Origin of the sequence: Phaeobacter italicus, assembly GCF_001258055.1 — a bacterium.
GTDB classification, from domain to species: Bacteria; Pseudomonadota; Alphaproteobacteria; order Rhodobacterales; family Rhodobacteraceae; genus Phaeobacter; species Phaeobacter italicus.
In genome coordinates this window covers 171,002-193,847 of record NZ_CVRM01000011.1, presented here as the reverse complement: position 1 = coordinate 193,847, position 22,846 = coordinate 171,002, and the positions used below count along the sequence as shown (strand labels likewise).

The following is a 22,846-nucleotide window of genomic DNA, read 5'->3' as shown; positions in this document are numbered from 1 at the left end:
TCGGATTGGGCTGCTCTTCTGGCTTGACAGAATCTCGTCCACGCGGCCTTTTTCTTTCATGTGCTTGCAACGGTCACATAAAAATCGCCGTGTCATTCTGGAACGGCATTTCGGTCATCGCCGGAAACGCTTTGCGGGTTAGCGAGGGGCAATAGCGCCCCCTCTCCTTCCCTCAAAGCAAAAGGCAGTTCCTTGACAGAATTTACTGAAATCCCGGTCCTTTCACTGGGTGCGCGCAGCGACGCAGAGCTTGCGTCTGCGTTTCGTGAGGCCTACGGCACCACCGGCTTTGGCTACATCAGCGACCACGGCGTTCCACAGACGCTGATTGATGCGATGTTCGACGCAGCGCGCCAGTTTCACGCAATGCCGATGGACAAGAAGATGGCCGTCGCCGTCAACAAGACCCATCGTGGCTACATCCCGATCAACACCTCGACTGACGTGAACTCGACCCTTGCGGATGTGACGAAACCCAATCAGTCCGCCAGCTTCATGATGATGCGTGAAGATGCGATCGAGGATCCAGCGGTCTATCTGAGCGGGCCGAACCAATGGCCGGATCTCGACGGGTTTCGCCCAGTGCTCGAGGCTTATGCCCAAGCCATGACCCGCCTTGGTCGCCGCCTGATGCGCGTTGCGCTCTTGGCGGCTGAGGTGCGCGACCACAGCATCATGGATGCCTTTGACACGCCGACCATCTGGCTTCGGCTTTTGCACTATCCGCCCCAACCGGAACGCAGCCCCGATGACCTTTACGGCTCGGCACCGCATACGGATTTCGGATGTCTGACCCTGCTGGCGCAGGATCAGGTCGGCGGGCTGCAGGTTCGCACGCCCGCAGGTCACTGGGTCGATGCGCCCTACAAGGCTGGCACATTGGTGGTGAATGTCGGCGATATGCTGCACCGGATGAGCAACGGGCGGCTCTTGTCCACGCCCCACCGTGTCATCAACCGCTCCGGACGAGAGCGCCACTCCATCCCGTTTTTCTTTGATCCGCATGTGAACACGCAGATCGCTCCGCTCCCCGGCACCGGAGAGGCGCAGTTTGCCCCGATCCGTTTCGCCGATTTCCTGCGCGCTGAGCTGGAAGCGGCCTATGAGGTGCACCAGCAGGAGCGCGATGAGGTGAATTCCACTTGACCCTCGCCGCCTGCATGTCATGAACACCTCATGAGTACGGCAAAACTGACAATCAATCTGGACGCGCTGGTGACCAACTGGCGCAATCTCGACGCGCTGACCAATTGCGAGACCGCAGCAGTGGTCAAAGCCAACGGCTATGGGCTGGATGCAGGCCGTGTCGGCCAGGCGCTGGCCAAGGCCGGTGCGCGCAATTTCTTTGTGGCGATCGCCGAAGAAGGCGTGGCCTTGCGCCGCGCGCTCGGGCCTGGCCCCGGCATTTCGGTTTTTGCAGGTCATATGGAGGGCGACGCCAAATTGCTGCGCGACTTTCAGCTGACGCCGATGCTCAACTCGCTTGACCAGATGCTGCGCCATTTCGAGAGCCTCCCGGGCCATGCCTTTGGCGTGCAACTTGACAGCGGAATGAACCGGCTTGGCATGGAAGCCGCCGAATGGGCAGCGGTGCGAGACATCGCATTGGGCCAGGGCCCGGTGCTGGTGATGTCGCATCTCGCCTGTGCGGATGAGCCGTCGCATCCGATGAATGCACAGCAGCTGCAGACATTCAGCGAACTGACTGATGGGCTGGATGTGCCGCGGTCACTGTCGGCAACCGGTGGCTTGCTGCTGGGGCGCAACTACCACTTTGATCTGTGCCGCCCCGGTATCGGCCTTTATGGCGGCCAGCCCTTTGGCGACGCCTTGCCTGTGGCTCAGCTAGACCTGCCGGTGATCCAGATTCGTGATCTGGATGTGGGCGAAACCGTTGGCTATGGCAATGCCTGGAGCGCGCAACGCCCAAGCCGCATCGCGACGTTGGCGGCGGGTTATGCCGATGGGCTGCACCGTGCGCTTGGAAATGGCGGGATTTCTGTCTTTGCAGGTGACACCCCCTGCCCTGTTGCGGGCCGGGTGTCGATGGATCTGATTACCGTGGACATCACGGATTTGCCTGACAGCCCCAGCCATCTGACGATCCTGAACGAACAACAGACCGTTGACATGCTGGCCGACGCAGGCGGCACCATCGGCTATGAGATCCTGACGTCTCTCGGCAGCCGCTACGCACGGAGCTACACCGGATGAGCCATCCTTCGCCGCTCTCGCCCCTCGCACTTTTGGCGCGTCTGGGGCAAATGGTTCTGGGCGCGCTTGGCGCTGTTGGCCGGGTGGCGATCTTTGGCCTGTCGACCTTCAGCCATATGGTGCGCCCGCCCTATTACCCGCGCGAAGTGCTGAATGCGCTGCTCCAGGTCGGCTGGCTTTCGCTGCCGGTTGTGGGGCTCACGGCGATCTTTACTGGTGGCGCGCTGGCGCTGCAAATCTATGCTGGCGGGGCGCGGTTCAATGCCGAAGCCGTGGTGCCGCAGATCGTGGCGATCGGCATGGTGCGCGAACTTGGCCCTGTTCTCGTGGGTCTGATGATCGCCGCCCGCGTCACCTCTTCCATTGCGGCCGAAATCGCCACGATGAAGGTAACCGAACAGATCGACGCGCTGGTCACCCTGTCGACCCACCCGATGAAATACCTGGTCGCGCCACGGGTGCTGGCGGCGCTGCTGACGGTTCCGGTTCTCGTCGGTGTGGGTGATATCATCGGCATCATGGGCGGCTATGTGGTTGCAACGCAGAACCTGGGTTTCAACCCCGCGGCCTATCTCAAGAACACGGTTGATTTCCTCGAAGCCCGCGACATCATCTCGTCGCTGGTCAAGGGTGCGGCCTTTGGCACCATCGCCGCGACCATGGGCTGCTACTACGGTATGCAGTCCGGCCGGGGCGCCCAGGGCGTTGGACGTGCCACCAAAGGCTCGGTTGAAGCCGCAGCCGTCCTGATCCTCGCTGCCAACTTCGTTCTGACCGGGGTGTTCTTTTCGCTATGATCCGTCTGGAAAACGTCCACAAAGCCTTTGGCGACAACAAGGTGCTGCAAGGCATGACGCTGGAGATACCCAAGGGGTCCTCCATGGTGATCATCGGCGGTTCCGGCACTGGCAAATCCGTCGCACTGAAGAGCATTCTGGGGCTGATCAAACCCGATAGCGGTGAAATTCTTGTCGATGGTAAACCCGCAGACAGTGGCGATCGCGATGCCTTTCTGGCCCGCTTCGGCATGCTGTTTCAGGGGGCTGCGCTGTTTGACTCCCTCCCCGTCTGGCAGAATGTGGCCTTCCGCCTGCTGCGCGGCTCTCTCAAACGCCCGGTAGAGGAAGCCCGCGAGATCGCCATTGAAAAGCTGCGCCGCGTCGGGCTGAAGGCCGATGTCGCGGATCGCCTGCCTGCGGAACTGTCTGGCGGCATGCAGAAACGTGTGGGCCTGGCGCGCGCCATTGCAGCCGAGCCGGAGATCATTTTCTTTGACGAGCCCACCACCGGCCTCGACCCGATCATGTCGGGCGTGATCAACGACCTGATCCGCGAGATCGTGGTTGAGATGGGCGCGACGGCCATGACCATCACCCACGACATGACCTCTGTCCGCGCGATTGCCGACAATGTGGCGATGCTACATGCAGGCGTGATCCAGTGGACTGGCCCCGTGGCCGAGATGGACCAATCCGGTGACCCCTACATGGAGCAATTCATCCACGGCCGCGCGGAGGGCCCGATCGAGGCGGTGCGGTGAGGCTTGGCTAAGGATTGCCTTCCACTTTATCACCTTTTTGGCTCCCCACCGAACCCTTATGCGGTTGCGATGTCCTACATCATCCTGGCCCTGCCTGTGGTCGTCGGCCTTTCCCTGATTGCTAAACGACTGAATGGGCAAGCCTCACCCCGTGTTGCAATCGGGATCGTCTCTGCACTTCTCTGGTCCGGCCTGCTAGCGGCAAATTGGGGTATCGCCCGGAGTTAGCAGCCAACTCCTGCCACAAGGCCTGAACGCATTGGTTTTTGTGCTGTTGTTCGCCAGCACCATGCTAGACTGGATCGTCCAAGCGTTTCGCAGCAAGCTGCGCCCAAGCTTGAGCGATGCGTTTGTCTTCCTCCTCATTGCTGCCCTGCCCCCTGTGGCCTACGCCGCGTCCCACTTTGCTAGACCGGTCTGTCAAGACAGCTTCCAGTAAGAAACCCTGCCACCCTTTCACCTGCTCAAAATACTTCCGCCGGACCGCAAGCGAGCCGACTGGTGTGCGCGCATCTGTTTTCCCCCTTTCAAAACCCGCGGCGAACACACAAGTCTTGGCGAAACCGATTGAAAACGAGCCGCCATGATCCTCCGCCTCCTCACCCTCTCCCTGCTGATCCTCTACCCCATCGCCTGGTTTGCACCGCTGCTGCGGGCGGGGTTGCTGCCGATTTTCGGGCTGAGCGAAATCTCGGTAATCACCGGCCTGCAGAGCCTTTGGGGAAGTGACGTGATCCTGGCCCTCACGGTGACAGTTTTTGCAATCTTTGCGCCCTACCTCAAAACCATCGGGCTGGCGCTCGTGCAGTGGGACCTGTTGGACGCCAAGGTGCAGCCGGTGCTGCAGGTCTTGGGCAAACTGGCGATGGCGGATGTGTTTCTCATCGCGCTTTATATCACCCTGGCCAAAGGCATCGGCTATGCCACGGTTGAGACCGCCTGGGGGCTTTATCTGTTTACGGGCTGTATTCTGGCGTCAATTGCCCTGTCACTGTGGACCGCCCGCCAGCTGCGCCAAAAGGACGGCTAGACCGGGGCGCTGCCCCCGGCCTTCGGCCTCCCCCGGGATACTTATGGCCAGAAGATGATCTGCGTGCCCCTTCTTCTGGCCCCAAATATCCCGGAGCGCGAGGCAGCGCCTCGCATGACCGGTTTGGGGCGCCGCAGCGCTTGAACAAACCGGAAACATCTGCCACAGCTAGCGCATGGCTAAGACAACATTTTCCTGCTCTGCCTGCGGAGCCTCCTTCTCAAAATGGTCCGGGCGCTGCGATGGCTGCGGCGAGTGGAACACGATCACCGAAGACAAGGGTCTGTCCAAGGGCGGGCCTGCGTCCAAATCCCTTGGCATGCGGCGCGGCAAGACCATCCCGCTGAGCGATCTGGCAACAGAGGAAACACCGCCGCCGCGCACCTGTTGTGGTGTGGGCGAGCTGGACCGTGTTCTGGGGGGCGGGCTTGTGCCGGCCTCGGCCATTTTGGTGGGCGGCGATCCGGGGATCGGTAAGTCCACATTGCTGCTGCAGGCCGCCGCGCAGTTTGCGCGTTCAGGGCTGAAGACGATTTATGTCAGCGGCGAAGAGGCCAGCGCACAGGTTCGGATGCGTGCGCAACGCCTTGGGCTGGCAGAAGCACCTGTAAAGCTCGCTGCGGAAACCAATCTGCGCGACATCCTGACGACGCTGGAGGCCGAAAGGCCGCAGCTTGCGATCATCGACTCGATCCAGACAATGTGGGCCGATCATGTGGACAGCGCGCCAGGTTCGGTGAGCCAGGTGCGCGCCGCTGCGCATGAGCTGACCACATTCGCCAAGACCAATGGCATTTCCATCATCATGGTCGGCCATGTGACCAAGGAAGGCCAGATTGCGGGCCCTCGGGTTGTTGAACATATGGTCGACACGGTTCTTTATTTCGAAGGCGAGCGCGGCCATCAGTTCCGCATCCTGCGGGCGGTCAAAAACCGCTTTGGCCCGGCAGATGAGATCGGCGTTTTCGAGATGACCGGCGGCGGGTTGAGCGAAGTTCGCAACCCCTCTGCCCTGTTTCTGTCGGAACGTGGCACGCCCTCGCCCGGCTCGGTCGTGTTTTCCGGCATCGAAGGCACCCGTCCGGTTCTGGTGGAAATGCAGGCATTGGTCGCGCCTTCCCCCCACTCCCAGCCTCGCCGGGCAGTGGTCGGCTGGGATTCCTCGCGCCTTGCAATGATCCTTGCGGTGCTTGAAGCGCGCTGCGGGATTCCCTTTGCCGGGCTTGATGTCTATCTCAACGTCGCAGGCGGCATGAAAATCTCCGAACCGGCAGCAGATCTGGCTGTCGCCGCCGCCCTGCTGAGTGCGCGCGAAGACACCGCCCTGCCCGCCGATACGGTGGTATTCGGAGAAATATCGCTCTCTGGCGCCCTACGACCGGCCCCTCAGACCGAAAACCGGTTGAAAGAAGCGCAAAAACTTGGTTTCACGGCAGCCATAGCTCCAAGTGGTGGTAAATCCGTCGCGGTTGAGGGTCTTGCACTGCGGCAGGCCTCCGATCTGGCCGGTTTTGTTGGCGAATACTTCGGAGCTGGCTAAAGTCGCAGAAAATACGGATCGCAGGTTAACGGGCGAGGGACATGGAAGGTTTCACCATTATCGACGGGGTTGTGGCCCTGGTCATTGTTGTATCGGCACTGCTGGCCTATTCGCGCGGGCTGGTGCGTGAAGCAATGGCAATCGCCGGTTGGATTGCAGCCGCTATTCTGGCCTTTTTGTTTGCACCACAGGTCGAACCCCTGATGGCAGAGATCCCGGTCATCGGCGAATTCATCGCAGACAGCTGCGAATTGTCGATCATCGCGGCCTTTGCGGCGGTATTTGCCCTGGCGTTGATTGTGGTGTCGTTCTTTACGCCACTTTTCTCTTCTCTCGTCCAGCGTTCGGCCCTTGGCGGGCTGGATCAGGGCGCAGGCTTCTTCTTTGGGGTTCTGCGCGGCATCCTGTTGGTGGCGATTGCCTTCTTCCTTTATAATGTCGTGATGACGGGTCAGAGCTTTACCATCGTGGATGAGAGCCGCTCTGCAGTGGTATTCGAGCGCATGATCGGCAAGATCGAAGAGCGCAACCCCGAAGAAGCCCTGGGCTGGGTCACCGCGCAATATGAAACCCTGATTGGCGCCTGCAACCAGTAAGGCCTTCCGGTTCACTCCCGGTTGAGACTGACGCCATTCACCAACGCAATTCCAAGAGCGCCCAACCGGGCGCTCTTTTCTTTTGCACCGCGCGTTGCGTGCTGTCAGGTGTGGCGACGATGCTGCCGTGCTCAGCCGGGGATTGCACATTGGCGACCTAGGTGGCCCACGCTCTCCCCTGTGGATCTTTACTTTCGTTAACACGAAAATGCCCAATTAACGCTTTATTAACCAACAGGAATCACCAGATTCCGAGCGCCTTAGGGTGCCTACGCTCCCTCATCATCGGGCTCGCAGACGCATAAAAGTTAACAAATCTTGAGATTGCGGCGTGTTTTTTGCCCCAATTTCGTAAATGAGGCGCGATTTCGGGGCGAAAACCCCGGTCTTGTCCCAATCGGCCCAAAGCTTGCCCCATTTCCGTCCCAATTCGCAGCGCACATTGGTGTCAGACAGAACGTCAGGCACTCGCTCAGAAGGACAACACTCATGCTGCTGGATCACTCGACATCTTTCGCCGACTGTCAGCCCGTTGGTCTGCTGATGGATTTTCCGGCAGCCGTTGCAGCGCCTGCACCCCGCAGCCGTCCGCGTCCCCGCACCGGTGGCCTGTTGCCGCACATGATGGTTGAGACCGACCGTGGGTTTGTTCAGGCACGCCACATCAAGCCCGGCGACATGGTCTACACCCTCGATGGTGGCGCACAGGAAGTGCTGAGTGTGAAGCAATCCATCCCCCGCCTGACCTCTCTTGTGCATGTGCCTGCCGGCGCTCTGGGCAATGACGACGATCTCATGCTTCCTGCGGATCAGAAGGTTGGTCTGGAACTGGACGCAATCGAGCGCCTTTTTGACGTACCGACAGCCGTGACCAAGGTTATCTCTCTGGTTGGTTACAACGGTATTACCGCAGCGATGCCCGAAAAGATGGCGCGCATCTTCATCACCTTTGCAGAAGAAGAGATGATCTGGGCCGAATGTGGCATGTTGGTCCACATCCCGGCGGCGGACAGCGCGGACGACAGCGCATTCCGCGACCTGTCGCTGAGCGAAACCCGTCAGATCCTCGCAAGCGAAGAAGGCCGTGCGCTGGTCGACGCAGGCAAGGCCGAAGACGAAACCACCGATGAAGACAGCGACGACATCCTGTCTGCCTTTGATATGCTGCGGGGTCTGCTGGCCGCGTAACATTCCGCTGGCGCCACATCCGCGTTACGAAACCAATGCCTTCGCTGCCGACAGACCTGCGCTTGCGCGGGTCTTTTTCGTTCTGGGTGGGTGCAACTGGCAAAGCGGATGCCTTGAAAGCATGCGGTTTTTTCACCCAACTGTCGTGAAAGCGTGATCCTTTGGTGACACGGCGCGATTGAGGCTCTATGTGGGTGGCATCCTCAAAACCGGATTCGGAGCCACACCGCCTTGCCGATGCCGCAGATGCCCCCCGCCCACCCGTTTGATGATGACAAGCTACGCGAAGAATGTGGCGTCTTTGGCGTCGTCGGCGTCCAAGACGCAGCAAACTTCGTCGCCCTAGGCCTGCACGCGCTGCAGCACCGGGGACAGGAAGCCGGAGGGATCGTCACACACGACCCCGTCGAAGGTTTCCAGAGCGCCCGCCGCTTTGGCTATGTCCGCGACAACTTTACCTCACAGGATGTGATGTCTACCCTGCCCGGCCCGATCGGGATTGGTCATGTCCGCTACTCCACTGCCGGATCCAAGGGCCAGACCGCGATCCGTGATGTGCAGCCCTTCTTTGGCGAATTCGCCATGGGTGGCGCAGCCATTGCCCATAACGGCAACATCACGAATGCAGATGCCCTGCGCAAAGAGCTGATTGAACGTGGCTCCATCTTCCAAAGCTCATCTGACAGTGAATGTATCATTCACCTGATGGCCCGGTCCCTGCAGCGCAATATCCCCGAACGGATGGAAGACGCGCTGCGCCGGGTTGAAGGGGCTTTCTCTGTTGTCGCCATGACCCGGACCAAGCTGATCGGCGTGCGTGACCCACTTGGTGTTCGCCCGCTTGTTCTTGGCAAGATTGGCGATGGGTACGCGCTCAGCTCTGAAACCTGTGCGCTGGACATCATCGGGGCCGAGTTCATTCGTGAAATCGAACCTGGCGAGATGGTGGTCATCACCGGCGAAGGGGTCCAGAGCCATTTCCCGTTCCGTCCCCAGCCGTCGAAATTCTGCATCTTTGAACATGTTTATTTCTCCCGCCCTGATTCGATCTTGGGCGGGCGTTCTGTTTATGAGACCCGCGAAGCGATCGGCCGTGAGTTGGCCAAGGAAAACCCGATCGAAGCCGATCTGGTTTGCCCGGTGCCGGACAGCGGCACGCCTGCTGCGATTGGCTACTCTCTGGAATCGGGCATCCCCTACGCGATGGGGATCATCCGCAACCAGTACATGGGCCGCACCTTCATCGAGCCAACAGAGCAGATCCGCAACATGGGTGTGCGTCTGAAGCTGAACGTGAACCGCGCCCTGATCGAAGGCAAGCGGGTGATCCTGGTGGACGACTCTGTTGTGCGCGGGACAACCTCGCGCAAAATCAAGGAGATGATCCTGGATGCAGGCGCGAGCGAAGTGCACTTCCGGATTGCGTCTCCGCCGACAGCATGGCCCTGTTTTTATGGCGTGGACACGCCCGACCGGGACAAGCTGTTGGCCGCCACCATGACCGAGGACGAGATGGCAAAACACCTCGCAGTGGACAGTCTGAAGTTCATCTCGCTTGACGGGCTTTATCACGCGGTTGGTCAGGATCAGGGCCGCAACAACAGCTGTCCGCAGTACTGCGACGCCTGTTTCTCTGGCGAATATCCCGTCGTTCCATCCGATATGATGGAACGGGGGTTTGAAATGAAGCGCCCGGCAGAGTAAGAGCGCAGCCGATATCAGACCGACTCGGATATGAGGCGCTGATCCCCGATCGGCGCCTCTTGCCGTTTTTGTTGCCACTGCCGCCACTGAAAGGCCGACCCTTGGATCCACATCTCGCCCGCATGTTAGGCTCGCAGCGCCAATGCCGCTGTTGCGGGGCGACCTTTGCCCAGCTGCTCAGCCTGAGCTGCGACCGCCCGGATATCTGCCCGGACGACATGTTCGTGCACGACAATTCTGCTTTGAACGCGCAGACTGGCGATATCCTGACAGAGGATTTCTGCCGCTTGGGCGATCTGCGTTTTGTGCGGGCGGTTCTGGCTGTTCCTCTTGCCGACACTCGGGGGGAGGAATTCATCCTGGGCACCTGGGCTCGGCTGGAGCGCGAGGATTTCGATGCATTTATCGAGCGGTTTGAAATCGGCGAAACAGAAGAGCTGGGAAGCCGCCGGGCAGAGCTGGCCAATGCCATCCCACCAGATGGCACCCCCGGCATCGAGGCGATGTTGCACATGCGCCCTGAAGGCCAGTACCCGGATTTGCAGGTTTCTGACCCACAGCACCCGTTGTACAACCTGCAAATGGTCGGCGCCCAACTGGAAGAGCTGTTGAGCCTTCTTTACGCCTATGGCCACGATCTGCCGTCGCTGGTTTACGACGCCTGATCTGACGCATCCCCTATGACCTCGCCGCCCCCGCGCCGCCTTCTCGCGGCTTCAAGGGGGGTGTGCGGAAATCGCACAGGTCAGCGGCACGGGCTGCGCAATCCTCCGCCAAGACGACATCCCAGATCCAGCAAGGGATCGCCTGCCACCTGCAGGGGGCCTGTTGCAGGACAAACAGGCCTGATAGCTGCGCGCTGCTGAGCCAACACCAATCAAAACGAAAGACGAGCAAACCCAGATGGCAAACAGTGAACGCAACGGAAAAACTCCGGCCAATGTTGCAGGACATGCCACCCAGGAAGGCGCGCTGCCGCGCAACGGGATCAGTCTGCTTGGCCTTTACGGAGACAGCACCGATCTCAACGCGATGGTCCGCCTGCCAGGCGGGCGCACGCGGGTGGTCAAACGCGGCAGTCGCCTCTCCGGGTCTGAAGTCGTGGCAATCGACGCAGACGGCCTGGTCCTGCAGAAAAACGGCAAGGCCACCCGCCTCGGCATGCCCGGCAGCTGATCTCCCCCGCTGCTGTGCCGCTTTGGCCTCTTGACCCGAAGCCCCCAGCGCCGCACAAGGCGCGTATGACACAGAAACTCGCTCTCATCACCGGGGCCTCTCGGGGCCTGGGCGCCGCCCTCGCAGAGGCTCTGGCGCCAACGCATCACATCGTTGCCGTGGCACGCACCACAGGCGCCTTGGAAGAGCTGGACGACCGCATCAAGGCCGCTGGCGGCTCGGCGACGCTGGCGCCGATGGACATCACCGTTCCCGAAGCCATGGCAACGCTCTGCCGGGGCATCCACGACCGTTGGGGGCACCTTGATCTTTGGCTACACACAGCGATCCACGCCGCTCCTCTGAGCCCGGCGAATTTTGTCGCTGCCAAGGACTGGGACAAGTCGATGGCCGTCAACGCCAAGGCAACGTCGGTTCTGATCCCCTATGTCTCCCCCCTGCTTGGTCAGACCGGCAAGGCGGTTTTCTTTGATGATCCGCGCAGTGGCGAGAAGTTCTTTGGCGCCTATGGCGCAACCAAGGCCGCGCAGATGTCGCTGGCAAACAGCTGGCAGGTCGAAACAGCCAAGACCGGACCACGGGTGGATATCCTGACACCTGCTCCGATGGCCACTGCCGTGCGCGCCCGCTTCTTCCCCGGCGAAGACCGGGCACCTCTTGCCTCTCCGCAGGACGAAGCCGCCCGCCTGCTGCCCCAGATCCTGGGGGATGCGTCCTGATCCGTGGCGCTGCCACGCGATGACACCTGATCCGAAGACCGGCGCCTGATCCATCAGCGCCGGTCTTTTTCTTTAGCGATCCGCTCACCAACCTGTGACCTCTGTGCCGCCATGGCATCGTACTGACACCTGGCAGCCCCGTCACGGCGGGGAAAGGCTTGCCCCCTTTTCCCCCGCGTCCTATTCAGGTCACAACAAATCCGCGCGGAAATCTCAGACATAAAAGGCCATTCAGGGCCAGGTAAGGGGCGTAGCTCATGCGAATTCTGATCACCAATGACGATGGCATCAGCGCCCCCGGTCTCGCCGTTCTGGAGCAAATCGCGCAGGCGGTTGCCGGGCCGGACGGCGAGGTCTGGACCGTCGCCCCTGCCTTTGAACAATCCGGCGTCGGTCATTGTATCAGCTACACCCGTCCCTTCATGCTCAGCCAGCTGAGCGAACGCCGCTTTGCAGCCGAGGGCTCTCCGGCGGATTGTGTTCTGGCGGGGCTGCATGTGGTGATGAAAGATGCGCTGCCGGATCTGGTATTGTCGGGCGTCAACCGCGGCAACAACTCAGCTGAGAATGCGCTCTACTCCGGCACCCTTGGTGGGGCGATGGAGGCCGCGTTGCAGGGAATCCCTGCAATGGCATTGTCACAGTATTTCGGCCCCCAAAACGCCAATATCGAAAACCCGTTCGAAGCCGCCGCCCACCACGGGGCGGAGCTGATCCGGGCCATTCTGGAAACCCAGCCCAGCGAAGCGGCGGATTACCGCCTGTTCTACAACATCAACTTCCCGCCGGTTCCAGCCGCATCGGTCAAGGGTCGCCGGATCTCCCAACAGGGCTTTCGCCGGGGCAGCCATTTTTCTGCAGAGGAACAGACCTCTCCCAATGGGCGCCGGTATCTGTGGATTCGAGGCGGCAATCAGCACGTCGAAACCGCGCCCGGAACCGATGCGTCACAGAACCTCGATGGCTATATTTCCGTCACCCCCATGCGGGCAGACCTGACCGCTCATGACGCGCTTGACGCGCTGAAGGGCATTGAATGAGCGACCCGACAGCAGAAACCAAGATGCAGTTCCTGTTCGCCTTGCGCTCGCGCGGGGTGACAGACTCGCAAGTTCTTGATGCGATGGAGCAAATTGATCGCGGCCCCTTTGTCAGGGGGCTGTTTTCCAACCGCGCCTACGAAGACATGCCGCTGCCGATTGCCTGCGGTCAGACGATCTCGCAGCCGTCGGTCGTGGGGCTGATGACGCAGGCCCTGCAGATATCTCCGCGCGACACCGTTTTGGAGGTCGGGACAGGATCCGGCTATCAGGCGGCAATCCTCAGCAAACTTGCCCGCAGGGTTTACACCGTAGATCGCCACGCCCGTCTTGTGCGCGAAGCACGGCAGGTTTTTGAGCAGCTGCATCTGGCCAATATCACCTCGCTTGTGGGGGACGGCAGCCATGGTCTGCCGGATCAGGCGCCCTTTGATCGAATCATTGTGACAGCGGCTGCCGAAGACCCGCCCGGACCGCTCTTGGCGCAGCTGAAGACCGGCGGTATTATGGTCGTGCCCGTTGGCCAATCCGACACCGTTCAGACCCTGATCCGCGTCCACAAGACTGAGAGCGGTCTGGAATACGACGAATTGCGCCCGGTGCGTTTTGTTCCCCTCCTTGAGGGGATTGGCAAAGACACGTAAGGGAGGGGCGAAAGGCCCACCCCAAGGCGTTTCCGACGCAGCAGCCTGCACCCCGGTGCAGCGTTTGCAGAATGTCACCCCCTGGGACAAGGGGGGCCATTTGTTCGGGAACGCTGTTCCGAGGAGAGCGAGATGACTGCGACTTCCCCCATCCATCCGGCGCGCAAAGCGTTGCTGGTGTTTCCCTTCGCCGCTTTGCTCGCGGCCTGTGAGGGACCGCTGGATTATGATCTGCGCGGGCAGATCGGTGCATTCAACACCACGAAAGCGGCTCAGACCGCAACGACCAACCGCCCAAAGCCGGACAGCCGCGGCCTGATTACATATCCGTCCTATCAGGTCGCTGTTGCACGGCGCGGTGACACGCTGGGAGATGTCGCGCAACGCATCGGAATGCCAGTGCAGGAGCTGTCGCGTTTCAATGGGATCAAGGCCTCTGATCCCCTGCGCGAGGGTGAGATCATCGCACTACCCCGCCGTGCGCCGTCACAGTCGCCCACGCAGGCACCGAGCCAGATCAACAACGGCGGAGTGGATATCGCGTCGCTTGCCGGTCAGGCCATCGACAGCGCACCAACCACCACGCCAAGCGCGCCTTCCGGTGGCGTGGACACAACCCCGCTGACGCCCGTTGCAAAGCCTGCAGAGCCTGCCAAGGTTCAAAGCGGACCAGAACCCGTTCGACACAAGGTCAAGCGCGGCGAGACGGCCTATACGATCTCCCGTCTCTATCAGGTTCCTGTCAAATCACTGGCAGAATGGAACGGGCTCGGCAGCGACTTTGCGATCCGCGAGGGCCAGTTCCTGCTGATCCCTCTGAAAGATCAAAAACCCGCAGCCCAGCGTGAAACCACAGCCAGCGCCGCCCCCGCCGTCACCGCGCCTGGTGAAGGCAGCGCAACGCCGACGCCGCCGAGTGCAACAAAACCTCTCCCCCAAGAGACCGTCACTGCCGCGGCAGAGCCCCCCAAAGAGCTGCCAAAGGTTGAGGTGCCGGAACCCACCCGCAGCAGCAGCGCGCAGATGGTCTATCCCGTTCAGGGCAAAATCATCCGCACCTATGCCAAGGGCAAGAACGATGGCATCGATATCGCAGCCGCGGCGGGCACTGCGGTCAAGGCCGCTGATAGTGGCACCGTGGCCGCCATCACCAAGGATTCGAACAATGTCCCCATCATCGTGATCCGTCATGATGCAAAGCTGCTGAGCGTCTACGCCAATGTCGACCAGATTTCGGTGAACAAGGGCGACACGGTTTCGCGGGGCCAGTCGATCGCCACCTTGCGCGATGAACCATCCCCCTACGTGCATTTCGAAGTGCGCAACGGCTTTGAAAGCGTGGATCCACTGCCATTCCTGCAGTGATCGCATACGACGCAATGTGAAAAGGAAAACGGCGCCGCGGATCTCTCCCGGCGCCGTTTTTCTATCAGACCAATCCAGGTGATCAGCCGAGGCTGACCCCGTGCCGACCGGCCAGATCGGTAAAGAACTGCCACGCGACCCTGCCAGAGCGCGACCCGCGCGTCGCCTGCCATTCGATGGCTTCCGCGCGCAGCGTTTCGGCATCAATGGTCACACCATAGGCTGAACAGTAGCCTGCAATCATCGACAGATACTCATCCTGATCGCAAGGATGGAAGCCAAGCCACAATCCGAACCGGTCGGACAACGAGACCTTTTCCTCTACGGCCTCGGATGGATTGATGGCGCTGGAGCGTTCGTTTTCGATCATATCCCGCGGCATCAGGTGGCGACGGTTTGATGTGGCATAAAACAGCACATTGTCCGGCCTCCCCTCGATGCCGCCATCCAGCACCGCCTTCAAGCTCTTGTAGTGCTGATCATCGTGACCAAAGGACAAGTCATCACAGAAGAGAATGAAGCGTTCCTTTGCGGTGCGCAGGTGGTTCAGCAGACGCGCAACAGACGGCAGATCCTCGCGCTGCAGCTCAACCAGTTTGAGGTCCGGATGATCTGGCGACAGCCGTCCGTGGATGGCCTTGACCAGGCTCGATTTTCCCATGCCGCGTGCGCCCCACAAAAGCGCATTGTTGGCTGCAAACCCTTCGGCAAACCGCCGGGTGTTGGCCAAAAGCGTCTCGCGGGACCGGTCAATCCCCACGAGCAGATCCAGATCAACCCGGCTGACGGCCGTGACCGGTTCAAGCCGATCCGGTGCGACATGCCAGACAAAGGCCGAGGCCGCAGAAAAATCAGGCGCCTTCAGCGGAGCAGGTGACATCCGTTCAAGGGCCTCGGCGATGCGGGTCAATGCGGTCTCATCCATAGCGGCGTCCTTAGTCGTGTTGTCGAAAAATCCGATCGATTTCAAAGCACGTTCAGACGCCCCCGACAACCCCGACAAGGATTGGCCGGCTCGACATGGCCCACCTCTGACCGGCCCCAAAAATAAAGCAGGGCCGCGATTGCGCACCCTGCTTTGTGATGTCAGTCATGGGCCGAGCCCTTGGCTGGCCGTCGAATGGATCAGTTCGCTTCGATCATGTCCACACGGGTGGCGTGGCGGCCACCTTCGAACTCTGCGCCAAGGAAGGCATCGACGATCTCAAGCGCGAGCCCCTCACCAACGACACGTGCCCCGATGGAGAGCATGTTGGCGTTGTTGTGCTGACGGATCATCGCCGCAGAGAACGTGTCAGAGCAGACGCCACAGCGGATGCCCTTCACTTTGTTCGCGGCCATCATGATCCCCTGCCCGGTCCCGCAGAGGATAATGCCGAGATCACAGTCACCAGAGGCCACGCGCTCTGCAGCGGCGGCGCCGTGGATCGGGTAATGGGTGCTCTCCGGCGTGGTTGGGCCGATGTCCACCACTTCCCAGCCTTGCTGCGCGATGTGGTCGGCTACGGCCTGGCGAAGCGGGATGGCAGCGTGGTCGCTGGAGAGAACGATGCGTTTGCTGGTGGTCATGGTGTCATGTTCCGTATGGCGAGATCAAAGGCATGCGGCAGGCCCGGCGCATCATCAAGGTGGTGACAACGGCCGGTGCGGGGCCAATCGGTCAATATCAGACCATCCGTGTTTCGCAACATCCACCAGCAAAAAAGCGCGCCGTTTCCGGCGCGCCTTTCCAGCTATCAGCCATTTGAGGCTGGGCGTTTATTTTTTGTCCGCGTCCTCATCGAACTCAGCCATCAGCGGGTCATCCTCTGGATGGGCCTCCATCTCGTCCTCGTCGTCATAGTACCCTTCAGCGCGCAGCTTGGCCTCGCGCTTGGTTTCCACCCGACGCACCAGCAGGATCGACAGCTCATAGAGCCCGTAGACCACCACAAACAGAATGATCTGGGTAATGACATCAGGCGGCGTTACGAGGGCCGCGAGCACGAGGATCGCAACAACTGCGTATTTGCGCACAGAGCCAAGCCCCTCGGCACTGACCAGTCCCGCCTGCCCCATGAGGGTCAAGAGAACCGGCAACTGAAAGCACAGACCGAATGCCACGATGAACTTGATCGTAAGGTTCAGATACTCCTGTGCGGAGCCCTGAAACACCACGCTGAGGCCCTGATTGACCTGTTCGCCCACGACAGCCTCGCCTGAGGCGCCGAACTGCTGGAACCCAAGAAAGAAATCATAGGCCAGCGGCGTAACGACATAAAACGCAAAGCTCGCGCCCAGAAGGAACATGAACGGCGAGGCGACCAAAAACGGCAGGAACGCACCTTTTTCGTTTTTATACAGCCCCGGCGCCACGAAACGCCACATCTGAAACCCGATATAGGGAAACGCCAAGATAAAGCCCCCGAGGAAGGAGATCTTGATCGCGACAAAGAAACCCTCCTGTGGACTGATGAAGATCAGTGCACAGTCCTGACCACCCTCTGCCAATACCTGACACAGCGGAGCGGTAAGAAAGTTGAAGATCGGCGTAGCGACAGTAAAGCAGATGATCATGCCAACCAGAAACGCCGCGACTGAATGGATCAGACGCGAGCGCAGCTCGGCCAGATGCTCGATCAGCGGCGCGGTTGAGTCGTCGATCTCATCCGTGTTGCTCATGATTTGGCCTCGTCACTCTGTTTCAGGGCCGCTTCCGCCTCGTCGGCCTTGGCGAGCGCTTCCTGTGCTTCACGCGCCTTGCGTTCGGCTGCTGCCCGCGCTGTTGCCGCCTGGATCTTTTTTGCGGCTTCGGCGCGTTCAGCCGACAATTTGCCCGTCTCGCTGTCGGGGTCAAACTTGGTCGGATCGATGGACTTTGCCATGTCCTGTGCCGCCTGTTTGACGCCATCCATTGCGGTGTTCATAGGATTTGCCGCAGCTTTGAGCCCCTGGGCCACGTCCTTGACCCCGGCCTCATCGGCCGCGTCATTCATGGCCCGTGAGAATTCCCGCGCCATACCCTTGGCCTTGCCGACGAAGCGGCCCACGTTGCGGAACAGAACCGGCAGGTCCTTTGGCCCCACAACAATGAGCGCGACAACGCCGATCACCAGGAGTTCGGTCCACCCGAGATCGAACATCCGTGCCTCAGACCTTGTCTTTGTCAGCTGCCGGGGTCACGTCGCGCGCGGCTTCTGCGTTTGCGTCATCTTCCAGCTCTTTGGTGCCATCGCTGACGCCTTTCTTGAAAGCGGTGATGCCCTTGCCGACTTCACCCATCAGCGAAGAAATCTTGCCACGGCCAAACAGGACCAGAACGACAACGGCGATGAGCAGCAGGCCGGGAAGGCCGATATTATTGAGCATGAGCAGGGTCTCCTTCTGCGGCAGCGCCGTCATTGGCCGGGCTGCAGTGTTGTTTGATCCGTTTTTACGCCCGCATGATGCTGGCAGCAAAGAGACGTGGCCCGACAAGAGCCGCCGATTTACACCGGAATCGCAGTTTCCTGTTGAGCGCATCATCCAACTGACAGGTTTATGTCAGTTGGATACCTCTAAACAGCGGGCATCACAGCAATCAAGGAGAGACGTGATGACCAAACATGTTGCAGAGATCGTGACCTTTAAATTGGCCGATGGAATCAAGACCGAGAACTTCGTGGCTCTGATGCAGAAAACCGAGGCCTTTGTGCGGGCACAGGACGGGTTTCTTCATCGCCAGCTGAGCCAGGGTGAAGATGGCAGCTGGACCGACTATGTGATCTGGAAGGATCTCGCGACCGCGCAAAAGGTGGCACAGGCGTTCATGCAACAGGACTTTACCCCGAATGTCATGGCCGCGATTGCACCGGAAACCGCCAATATGCGCCACGAGGAGGTGCAGTGGAGCATGGCGGCCTGACTTGGGCGCCGTAATCCGGGCAACCTGCGGGCGGGTGCAATGCACCCGTCCCACGGACATCGGGCAGGCAAAGGCCGCCGGGCGGGACTTGACCTCCCCCGCCCGCCGTACCAAGGCTAGACCATGCGCCGCACCGATCGCCTTTTTGATATCATCCAGATCCTGCGGGACGGAAAACTGCATCGCGCAAAGGATATTGCCGAGCGGCTGGAGGTCTCTGTCCGCACGATCTATCGCGACATGGACACCCTCATCGCATCCGGTGTTCCGGTCGAGGGGGAGCGCGGTGTCGGCTATATGGTCAGAGAGGCAATCACCTTGCCGCCCCTGACCCTGACCGCCGAGGAGCTGGAAGCGCTGAACCTCGGCATGGCCATTGTAGCAGAGGCGGCTGATCCAGACCTCAAGGCAGCGGCCCAGTCGCTTGCGTCGAAAATCGATGCCGTATTGCCTGAACAGACCATTGCCGAAGCGGATGCATGGAAATTTGCAGTCTATCCGTTTGCTGATATCGCGCGGGGCTTTGCCCAGATGCCAATCCTGCGCGCGGCCATCAAGGCGCGCCAGAAACTGCAGCTCGTCTACCGACGCATTGACGGCACAGTGACAGAGCGTGTCATCCGCCCCCTGCATATGGAGTATTGGGGGCGGGTCTGGACGCTCACGGCCTGGTGCGAGACGCGCGACGATTTCCGCGTCTTTCGGGTCGATCTGATCGACAGCGCCAAACCTCTGCCCGAGTTGTTTGTGGATGAACCCGGCAAGCGGCTTCAGGACTATGATCCAATGGCCAGTGACCAGCCCAAGACGGTCAAATCCGTTCAGTCGCCCGACTGACCCTGATCCTGTTCAGCCCCCGGTGGGAAAGACAAAACAGCGGTCTCTGCGGACGGTCAACCACATCACGCGCCCTGCTTCCGGCAGGAAGACATTTGGCACGGTCGCCTTCAGCACACAGCCGTCAAAGTCCATACGGAATTCCACGAGGCTCTCGTTGCCAAGAAACCGCGCCCGCTGCACCACGCCGCGCGCGGCGACGCCGTCTGTCGCAGTCGGATTGGGCCCGCGTCCATTTCGGTCAAAGTCGATCTTCACGTGCTGCGGGCGAAAGACGATATCGACCTCCGTGCCATCAGGCAGACCCGGAGCGAGAAACTGGCCAAATGGGGTCTGTGCCAGGGCGCCATTCACTTCCGATCGCAAAACGTTGGTATCACTGAAAAAACTGACTGCAGCGCGATCTGCTGGTCGGGTGTAGACGTTATAGGGCGCGCCCTGCTGCACGATCTTGCCTGCCCGCATCAGCGCGATTTCATCAGCCATCCGCATGGCCTCCTCCGGCTCATGCGTAACCAACAGGACAGCGGCGTCTTCTTCTTTCAGCAACGCGAGTGTCTCATCGCGGATCCCATCACGCAAACGGTTGTCGAGCCCTGAGAACGGCTCGTCCATCAGCATTATGCGTGGCTTGGGCGCAAGGGCCCGCGCCAATGCAACCCGCTGCTGCTCCCCTCCCGAGAGTTGATGGGGGAACTCATCAATGTACTGCGCAAGAGAGACCTTGGACAAAAGCTCTTGGACACGGGCGCGCTTTTCATCTTTGCTGCCCTTCAGGCCAAAGGCGACATTGTCCGCGACGCTCAGGTGCGGAAAAAGCGCAAAGTCCTGAAAGATCAGCCCGATTTCACGCCGTTCCGGTGGAACCCGAAACACGGTGTCGCAGATCAGCTTGCCGTCGACATAGATTTCGCCGCTGTCTTGCATTTCCACCCCGGCGATCATTCGCAACGTCGTGGATTTGCCGCAGCCCGACGGCCCAAGAAGACACATCACCTGCCCCGCCTCGATCTGAAGCGAAACATCATCGACAACTGCCCGCCCGTCAAAGAAGCGGCGCAGGTTGCGGATCTCAAGCCGCGGCGGCCGTGCATCGGCGGTGGGATATCCCGAAGGTGTCTGCGGATCAGCAGGTGCGGATGTCATGCGGCCTCTTCAACAGTTTTCCGTCGTTCCGGCGGGGCATGCCGAATTGAACTGGCCAACCGGATACCAACCCGCCCCCCAACACGCAAGAGACGGGCAAAGACCTGCGACACAGGCGCCATCGGCGACCGCGGGAACCTCGCGCCAGATTACTCTGTCTGGGCCAGCAGATCAAAGGTCAGGCTGCCCCGTTCAATCCCATTCACCAACAGATCCAACCGGTGCAGGCCCGGAACGAGGGTAAAGGTGCTTGCCCCCGCTTTCAGCGGATGACGTTTTGAGAGCCGGGCAGCGCCGCCCTTTAAGCGGGTTTGCTTTAGCTTGAACACTTTGGCGGACAGTTTCCCTCCCGGCCGCTGAAAATGGAGCCGGTAGTCAACCAGCACAGGCGCGTCGCTTGGCCCCTGTAGCATACAGTCAAATTCAAGTGCGCCGCCGATACGGACAGGGCCGGACCCCAGTTGCAGATGCGCGGTGACTGGGGCGGCAGGGTCATACCCCAACATCTCCATCGCGCCACTGTGGCCCTGCTTGACCAAGCCGCGCAGCGCATGGGTGGTGATCCAGTCGAGCTCGCTTTGCGACTGCACCCCCTCTGCCTGCCACTGGCGCAAGCGAGTGAGAACCAACTCAGGATCCTTTTTGGAGATGTCGTTAAGGTGGTTCGCGACGGAACGCGTCACATAGCGTGTCGGGTCGCCAGAAAGACGATCCAGAAGCGGCAATGGCTGCGAGAGGGCAAGGGGGACTGCCTGCCCCCATGGCAACCGCGGCCGTGTCCCCTCGCTCACCAAGCGGCGCAGATGATAGTTCTCATCCTCGGCCCAGACCTCCATCCGTGCGAGCGTCTTGTCGGTCCAATGCACCAGATAAGGCCGGATCGCCCATTCCATGGAGAACCGTTTGGTGATCTCTGCCAGAACATCCAGCGACAGATCCGGCGCCGTCTCCAACGCCCGCAGCCCCACCAGTTCGCCCAGCGGGGCAAAGATGAAATCGCCAAAGTCATCATCACTCAGCGACGGATCCAGTGGCGGTGGCAGCGCATTCAAGATCGCAGCTGCCATCCCCCCGGGATCCTGCGGCAAATGGCGCGACAAGACCTCGGCTATCAAGGAAATCCGCTGCTTAAGCTCCAGCGCGGGGAGTTCGGCCATCACCTCGGCTTCAAACCGATCCGGGTCAAACCCCGCATGAGATGCTGCAAAAAGCCCCGCCAGATAGCGGGTCTTTTCACGGTTGAACAACTGATCCTTGAGGGAAAACCCCGATGCCACGCGCCCGGCCCTTACATCGTTGAATTGACGGCGCCACCGTCAAGAAGGATGTTCTGGCCAACGATAAAGCCTGCGTGCTGCGAGCAAAGGAAAGCGCAGGTCGCCCCGAATTCCTGACGGGTGCCATACCGCCCGGCGGGGATGGTTGCCGCGCGTTGCTTTGCCGCGTCTTCGATCGAAATGCCCTGTTGGTCCGCAACCCCCTGATCAAGCGAAATCGCGCGGTCGGTTGCGTGAATGCCCGGCAACAGGTTGTTGATGGTGACCCCCTTGGAAGCGACCTGGCGCGACGTCCCGGCAACGTATCCTGTCAGACCGGCGCGGGCAGAGTTGGACAACCCCAGAACAGGGATTGGCGCCTTGACCGATTGCGAGGTGATATTGACGACACGTCCCCAGCCGCGATCCATCATGGCAGGCACCAGCGCCTTGATCAGCGCAATCGGGGCCAGCATGTTTGCGTCGAGCGCGGCGATAAAGTCATCGCGGTCCCAGTCGCTCCACATGCCGGGAGGCGGACCGCCTGCGTTGTTGACCAGAATATCGACACCTTCTGCGGCTTTGATCACCTTGGCCTGGCCCTCTGGCGTGGTGACATCCGCAGCAACGGTGACGACCTCAACACCATAGGCATCCCGGATTGCCTGTGCAGATGCTTCCAGCGCCTCGACGCCGCGTGCATTCATCACCAGGTTCACACCTGCCTCGGCCAATGCCTCCGCGCACCCAAGACCAAGCCCCTTGCTGCTTGCACACACCAAGGCGCGCTTGCCTGACAATCCCAAATCCATCTGCGTCGTCTCCTTGCTGACTCTGTGAACCGCGTGACTACATATTGCAAAAGCAACAGCCCGCCAGCAGCCTCTTGGTCAAGACCTTGCACGGTTGGAACAGCCTTGGCCAGCCCCTGTTCGCGCCGGATCGCCCTGCACGTCACACGGTTTCGC

At 60.5% G+C, this 22,846-nt stretch carries 25 protein-coding genes and 1 pseudogene; 18 read left to right on the top strand and 8 right to left on the bottom strand.

Going from position 1 to position 22,846, the window contains the following annotated elements; genetic code table 11:
- Positions 1–192 precede the first annotated feature (192 nt).
- From NIT7645_RS04205 to NIT7645_RS04130, 15 genes are all read left to right on the top strand, one after another.
- A complete protein-coding gene (locus tag NIT7645_RS04205) occupies positions 193–1,146 on the top strand; it encodes an isopenicillin N synthase family dioxygenase (protein ID WP_008562826.1) in 954 nt (317 codons plus the stop codon).
- A 30-nt stretch (positions 1,147–1,176) separates the two neighbouring features.
- Positions 1,177–2,214, top strand: coding sequence for an alanine racemase (gene alr, locus NIT7645_RS04200; protein WP_050686213.1), 1,038 nt, complete (start codon positions 1,177–1,179; stop codon positions 2,212–2,214).
- Entirely contained in the window at positions 2,211–3,011 is an 801-nt protein-coding gene (locus NIT7645_RS04195) for an MlaE family ABC transporter permease (protein WP_008562082.1), read from the top strand. The genes alr and NIT7645_RS04195 overlap by 4 nt, the downstream gene beginning before the upstream one ends.
- Entirely contained in the window at positions 3,008–3,754 is a 747-nt protein-coding gene (locus tag NIT7645_RS04190; protein WP_008562136.1) for an ABC transporter ATP-binding protein, read from the top strand. Before NIT7645_RS04195 ends, NIT7645_RS04190 begins: the two co-directional genes overlap by 4 nt.
- A gap of 583 nt (positions 3,755–4,337) precedes the next feature.
- Positions 4,338–4,784 carry a paraquat-inducible protein A gene (locus NIT7645_RS04180; protein WP_008558964.1) on the top strand — a complete coding sequence of 149 codons (447 nt, stop codon included), beginning with the start codon at positions 4,338–4,340 and terminating at the stop codon, positions 4,782–4,784.
- A 175-nt stretch (positions 4,785–4,959) separates the two neighbouring features.
- The gene (radA, locus tag NIT7645_RS04175) at positions 4,960–6,324 is read left to right on the top strand and encodes a DNA repair protein RadA (RefSeq protein ID WP_008561284.1); all 1,365 of its coding nucleotides are present in this window, start codon (positions 4,960–4,962) and stop codon (positions 6,322–6,324) included.
- 41 nt (positions 6,325–6,365) lie between these two features.
- The gene (locus NIT7645_RS04170; protein ID WP_008559231.1) at positions 6,366–6,920 is read left to right on the top strand and encodes a CvpA family protein; all 555 of its coding nucleotides are present in this window, start codon (positions 6,366–6,368) and stop codon (positions 6,918–6,920) included.
- 489 nt (positions 6,921–7,409) lie between these two features.
- Positions 7,410–8,108 carry a Hint domain-containing protein gene (locus tag NIT7645_RS04165; RefSeq protein WP_008559315.1) on the top strand — a complete coding sequence of 233 codons (699 nt, stop codon included), beginning with the start codon at positions 7,410–7,412 and terminating at the stop codon, positions 8,106–8,108.
- 246 nt (positions 8,109–8,354) lie between these two features.
- Positions 8,355–9,812, top strand: coding sequence for an amidophosphoribosyltransferase (gene purF, locus NIT7645_RS04160; RefSeq protein WP_037302887.1), 1,458 nt, complete (start codon positions 8,355–8,357; stop codon positions 9,810–9,812).
- Between the two features lie 122 nt (positions 9,813–9,934).
- Positions 9,935–10,477 (top strand): DUF2199 domain-containing protein, encoded by a 543-nt coding sequence (locus tag NIT7645_RS04155; RefSeq protein WP_037302479.1) that lies wholly within the window; start codon positions 9,935–9,937, stop codon positions 10,475–10,477.
- 238 nt (positions 10,478–10,715) lie between these two features.
- A complete protein-coding gene (locus tag NIT7645_RS04150) occupies positions 10,716–10,988 on the top strand; it encodes a hypothetical protein (RefSeq protein ID WP_008559818.1) in 273 nt (90 codons plus the stop codon).
- 65 nt (positions 10,989–11,053) lie between these two features.
- Positions 11,054–11,707 (top strand): SDR family NAD(P)-dependent oxidoreductase, encoded by a 654-nt coding sequence (locus NIT7645_RS04145; protein WP_008562579.1) that lies wholly within the window; start codon positions 11,054–11,056, stop codon positions 11,705–11,707.
- Between the two features lie 257 nt (positions 11,708–11,964).
- Positions 11,965–12,747: a 5'/3'-nucleotidase SurE gene (gene surE, locus NIT7645_RS04140; RefSeq protein ID WP_008562269.1), complete on the top strand. Its 783-nt coding sequence runs from the start codon at positions 11,965–11,967 to the stop codon at positions 12,745–12,747.
- Complete coding sequence (locus tag NIT7645_RS04135) at positions 12,744–13,391, top strand: protein-L-isoaspartate(D-aspartate) O-methyltransferase (protein WP_008563139.1); 648 nt, start codon at positions 12,744–12,746, stop codon at positions 13,389–13,391. Before surE ends, NIT7645_RS04135 begins: the two co-directional genes overlap by 4 nt.
- Positions 13,392–13,523: 132 nt before the next feature.
- Positions 13,524–14,756: a LysM peptidoglycan-binding domain-containing protein gene (locus NIT7645_RS04130; RefSeq protein ID WP_008559069.1), complete on the top strand. Its 1,233-nt coding sequence runs from the start codon at positions 13,524–13,526 to the stop codon at positions 14,754–14,756.
- A gap of 82 nt (positions 14,757–14,838) precedes the next feature.
- Here the strand turns inward: NIT7645_RS04130 and NIT7645_RS04125 are convergent, their stop codons facing one another.
- The 5 genes from NIT7645_RS04125 to NIT7645_RS04105 all read right to left on the bottom strand — a co-directional run bounded on the left by NIT7645_RS04125 (position 14,839) and on the right by NIT7645_RS04105 (position 18,104).
- Positions 14,839–15,681, bottom strand: a complete 843-nt coding sequence (locus NIT7645_RS04125) for an ATP-binding protein (protein ID WP_008560361.1) — start codon at positions 15,679–15,681, stop codon at positions 14,839–14,841.
- Between the two features lie 200 nt (positions 15,682–15,881).
- Entirely contained in the window at positions 15,882–16,325 is a 444-nt protein-coding gene (gene rpiB / locus NIT7645_RS04120) for a ribose 5-phosphate isomerase B (protein WP_008559012.1), read from the bottom strand.
- 189 nt (positions 16,326–16,514) lie between these two features.
- Complete coding sequence (gene tatC / locus NIT7645_RS04115) at positions 16,515–17,417, bottom strand: twin-arginine translocase subunit TatC (protein ID WP_008560553.1); 903 nt, start codon at positions 17,415–17,417, stop codon at positions 16,515–16,517.
- On the bottom strand, positions 17,414–17,878 hold the full coding sequence (gene tatB, locus NIT7645_RS04110; RefSeq protein WP_008562990.1) for a Sec-independent protein translocase protein TatB: 465 nt from the start codon (positions 17,876–17,878) through the stop codon (positions 17,414–17,416). The genes tatC and tatB overlap by 4 nt, the downstream gene beginning before the upstream one ends.
- A gap of 7 nt (positions 17,879–17,885) precedes the next feature.
- Positions 17,886–18,104, bottom strand: coding sequence for a twin-arginine translocase TatA/TatE family subunit (locus NIT7645_RS04105; RefSeq protein WP_008560324.1), 219 nt, complete (start codon positions 18,102–18,104; stop codon positions 17,886–17,888).
- A 226-nt stretch (positions 18,105–18,330) separates the two neighbouring features.
- Here NIT7645_RS04105 and NIT7645_RS04100 point away from each other — a divergent pair, with 226 nt between their 5' ends.
- Both NIT7645_RS04100 and NIT7645_RS04095 read left to right on the top strand, forming a co-directional pair.
- Positions 18,331–18,639 carry a hypothetical protein gene (locus NIT7645_RS04100; RefSeq protein ID WP_050686211.1) on the top strand — a complete coding sequence of 103 codons (309 nt, stop codon included), beginning with the start codon at positions 18,331–18,333 and terminating at the stop codon, positions 18,637–18,639.
- A gap of 123 nt (positions 18,640–18,762) precedes the next feature.
- The gene (locus NIT7645_RS04095) at positions 18,763–19,476 is read left to right on the top strand and encodes a helix-turn-helix transcriptional regulator (RefSeq protein ID WP_008560546.1); all 714 of its coding nucleotides are present in this window, start codon (positions 18,763–18,765) and stop codon (positions 19,474–19,476) included.
- Between the two features lie 12 nt (positions 19,477–19,488).
- On the opposite strand, the gene NIT7645_RS04090 is transcribed toward NIT7645_RS04095, so the two are convergent.
- Positions 19,489–20,622: an ABC transporter ATP-binding protein gene (locus NIT7645_RS04090; protein ID WP_050673604.1), complete on the bottom strand. Its 1,134-nt coding sequence runs from the start codon at positions 20,620–20,622 to the stop codon at positions 19,489–19,491.
- Positions 20,623–20,726: 104 nt separating this feature from the next.
- On the opposite strand from NIT7645_RS04090, the pseudogene NIT7645_RS19815 reads away from it, so the two are divergent.
- Positions 20,727–20,789: pseudogene (locus NIT7645_RS19815) on the top strand (hypothetical protein); the annotation flags it as partial.
- On the opposite strand, the gene NIT7645_RS04085 reads toward NIT7645_RS19815, so the two are convergent.
- Positions 20,772–21,899, bottom strand: coding sequence for a YhaZ family DNA alkylation repair protein (locus tag NIT7645_RS04085; protein ID WP_050686208.1), 1,128 nt, complete (start codon positions 21,897–21,899; stop codon positions 20,772–20,774). The pseudogene NIT7645_RS19815 and the gene NIT7645_RS04085 sit on opposite strands and share 18 nt — an antisense overlap.
- A gap of 11 nt (positions 21,900–21,910) precedes the next feature.
- Positions 21,911–22,690 (bottom strand): SDR family oxidoreductase, encoded by a 780-nt coding sequence (locus NIT7645_RS04080; protein WP_008561351.1) that lies wholly within the window; start codon positions 22,688–22,690, stop codon positions 21,911–21,913.
- Between the last annotated feature and the right edge of the window lie 156 nt (positions 22,691–22,846).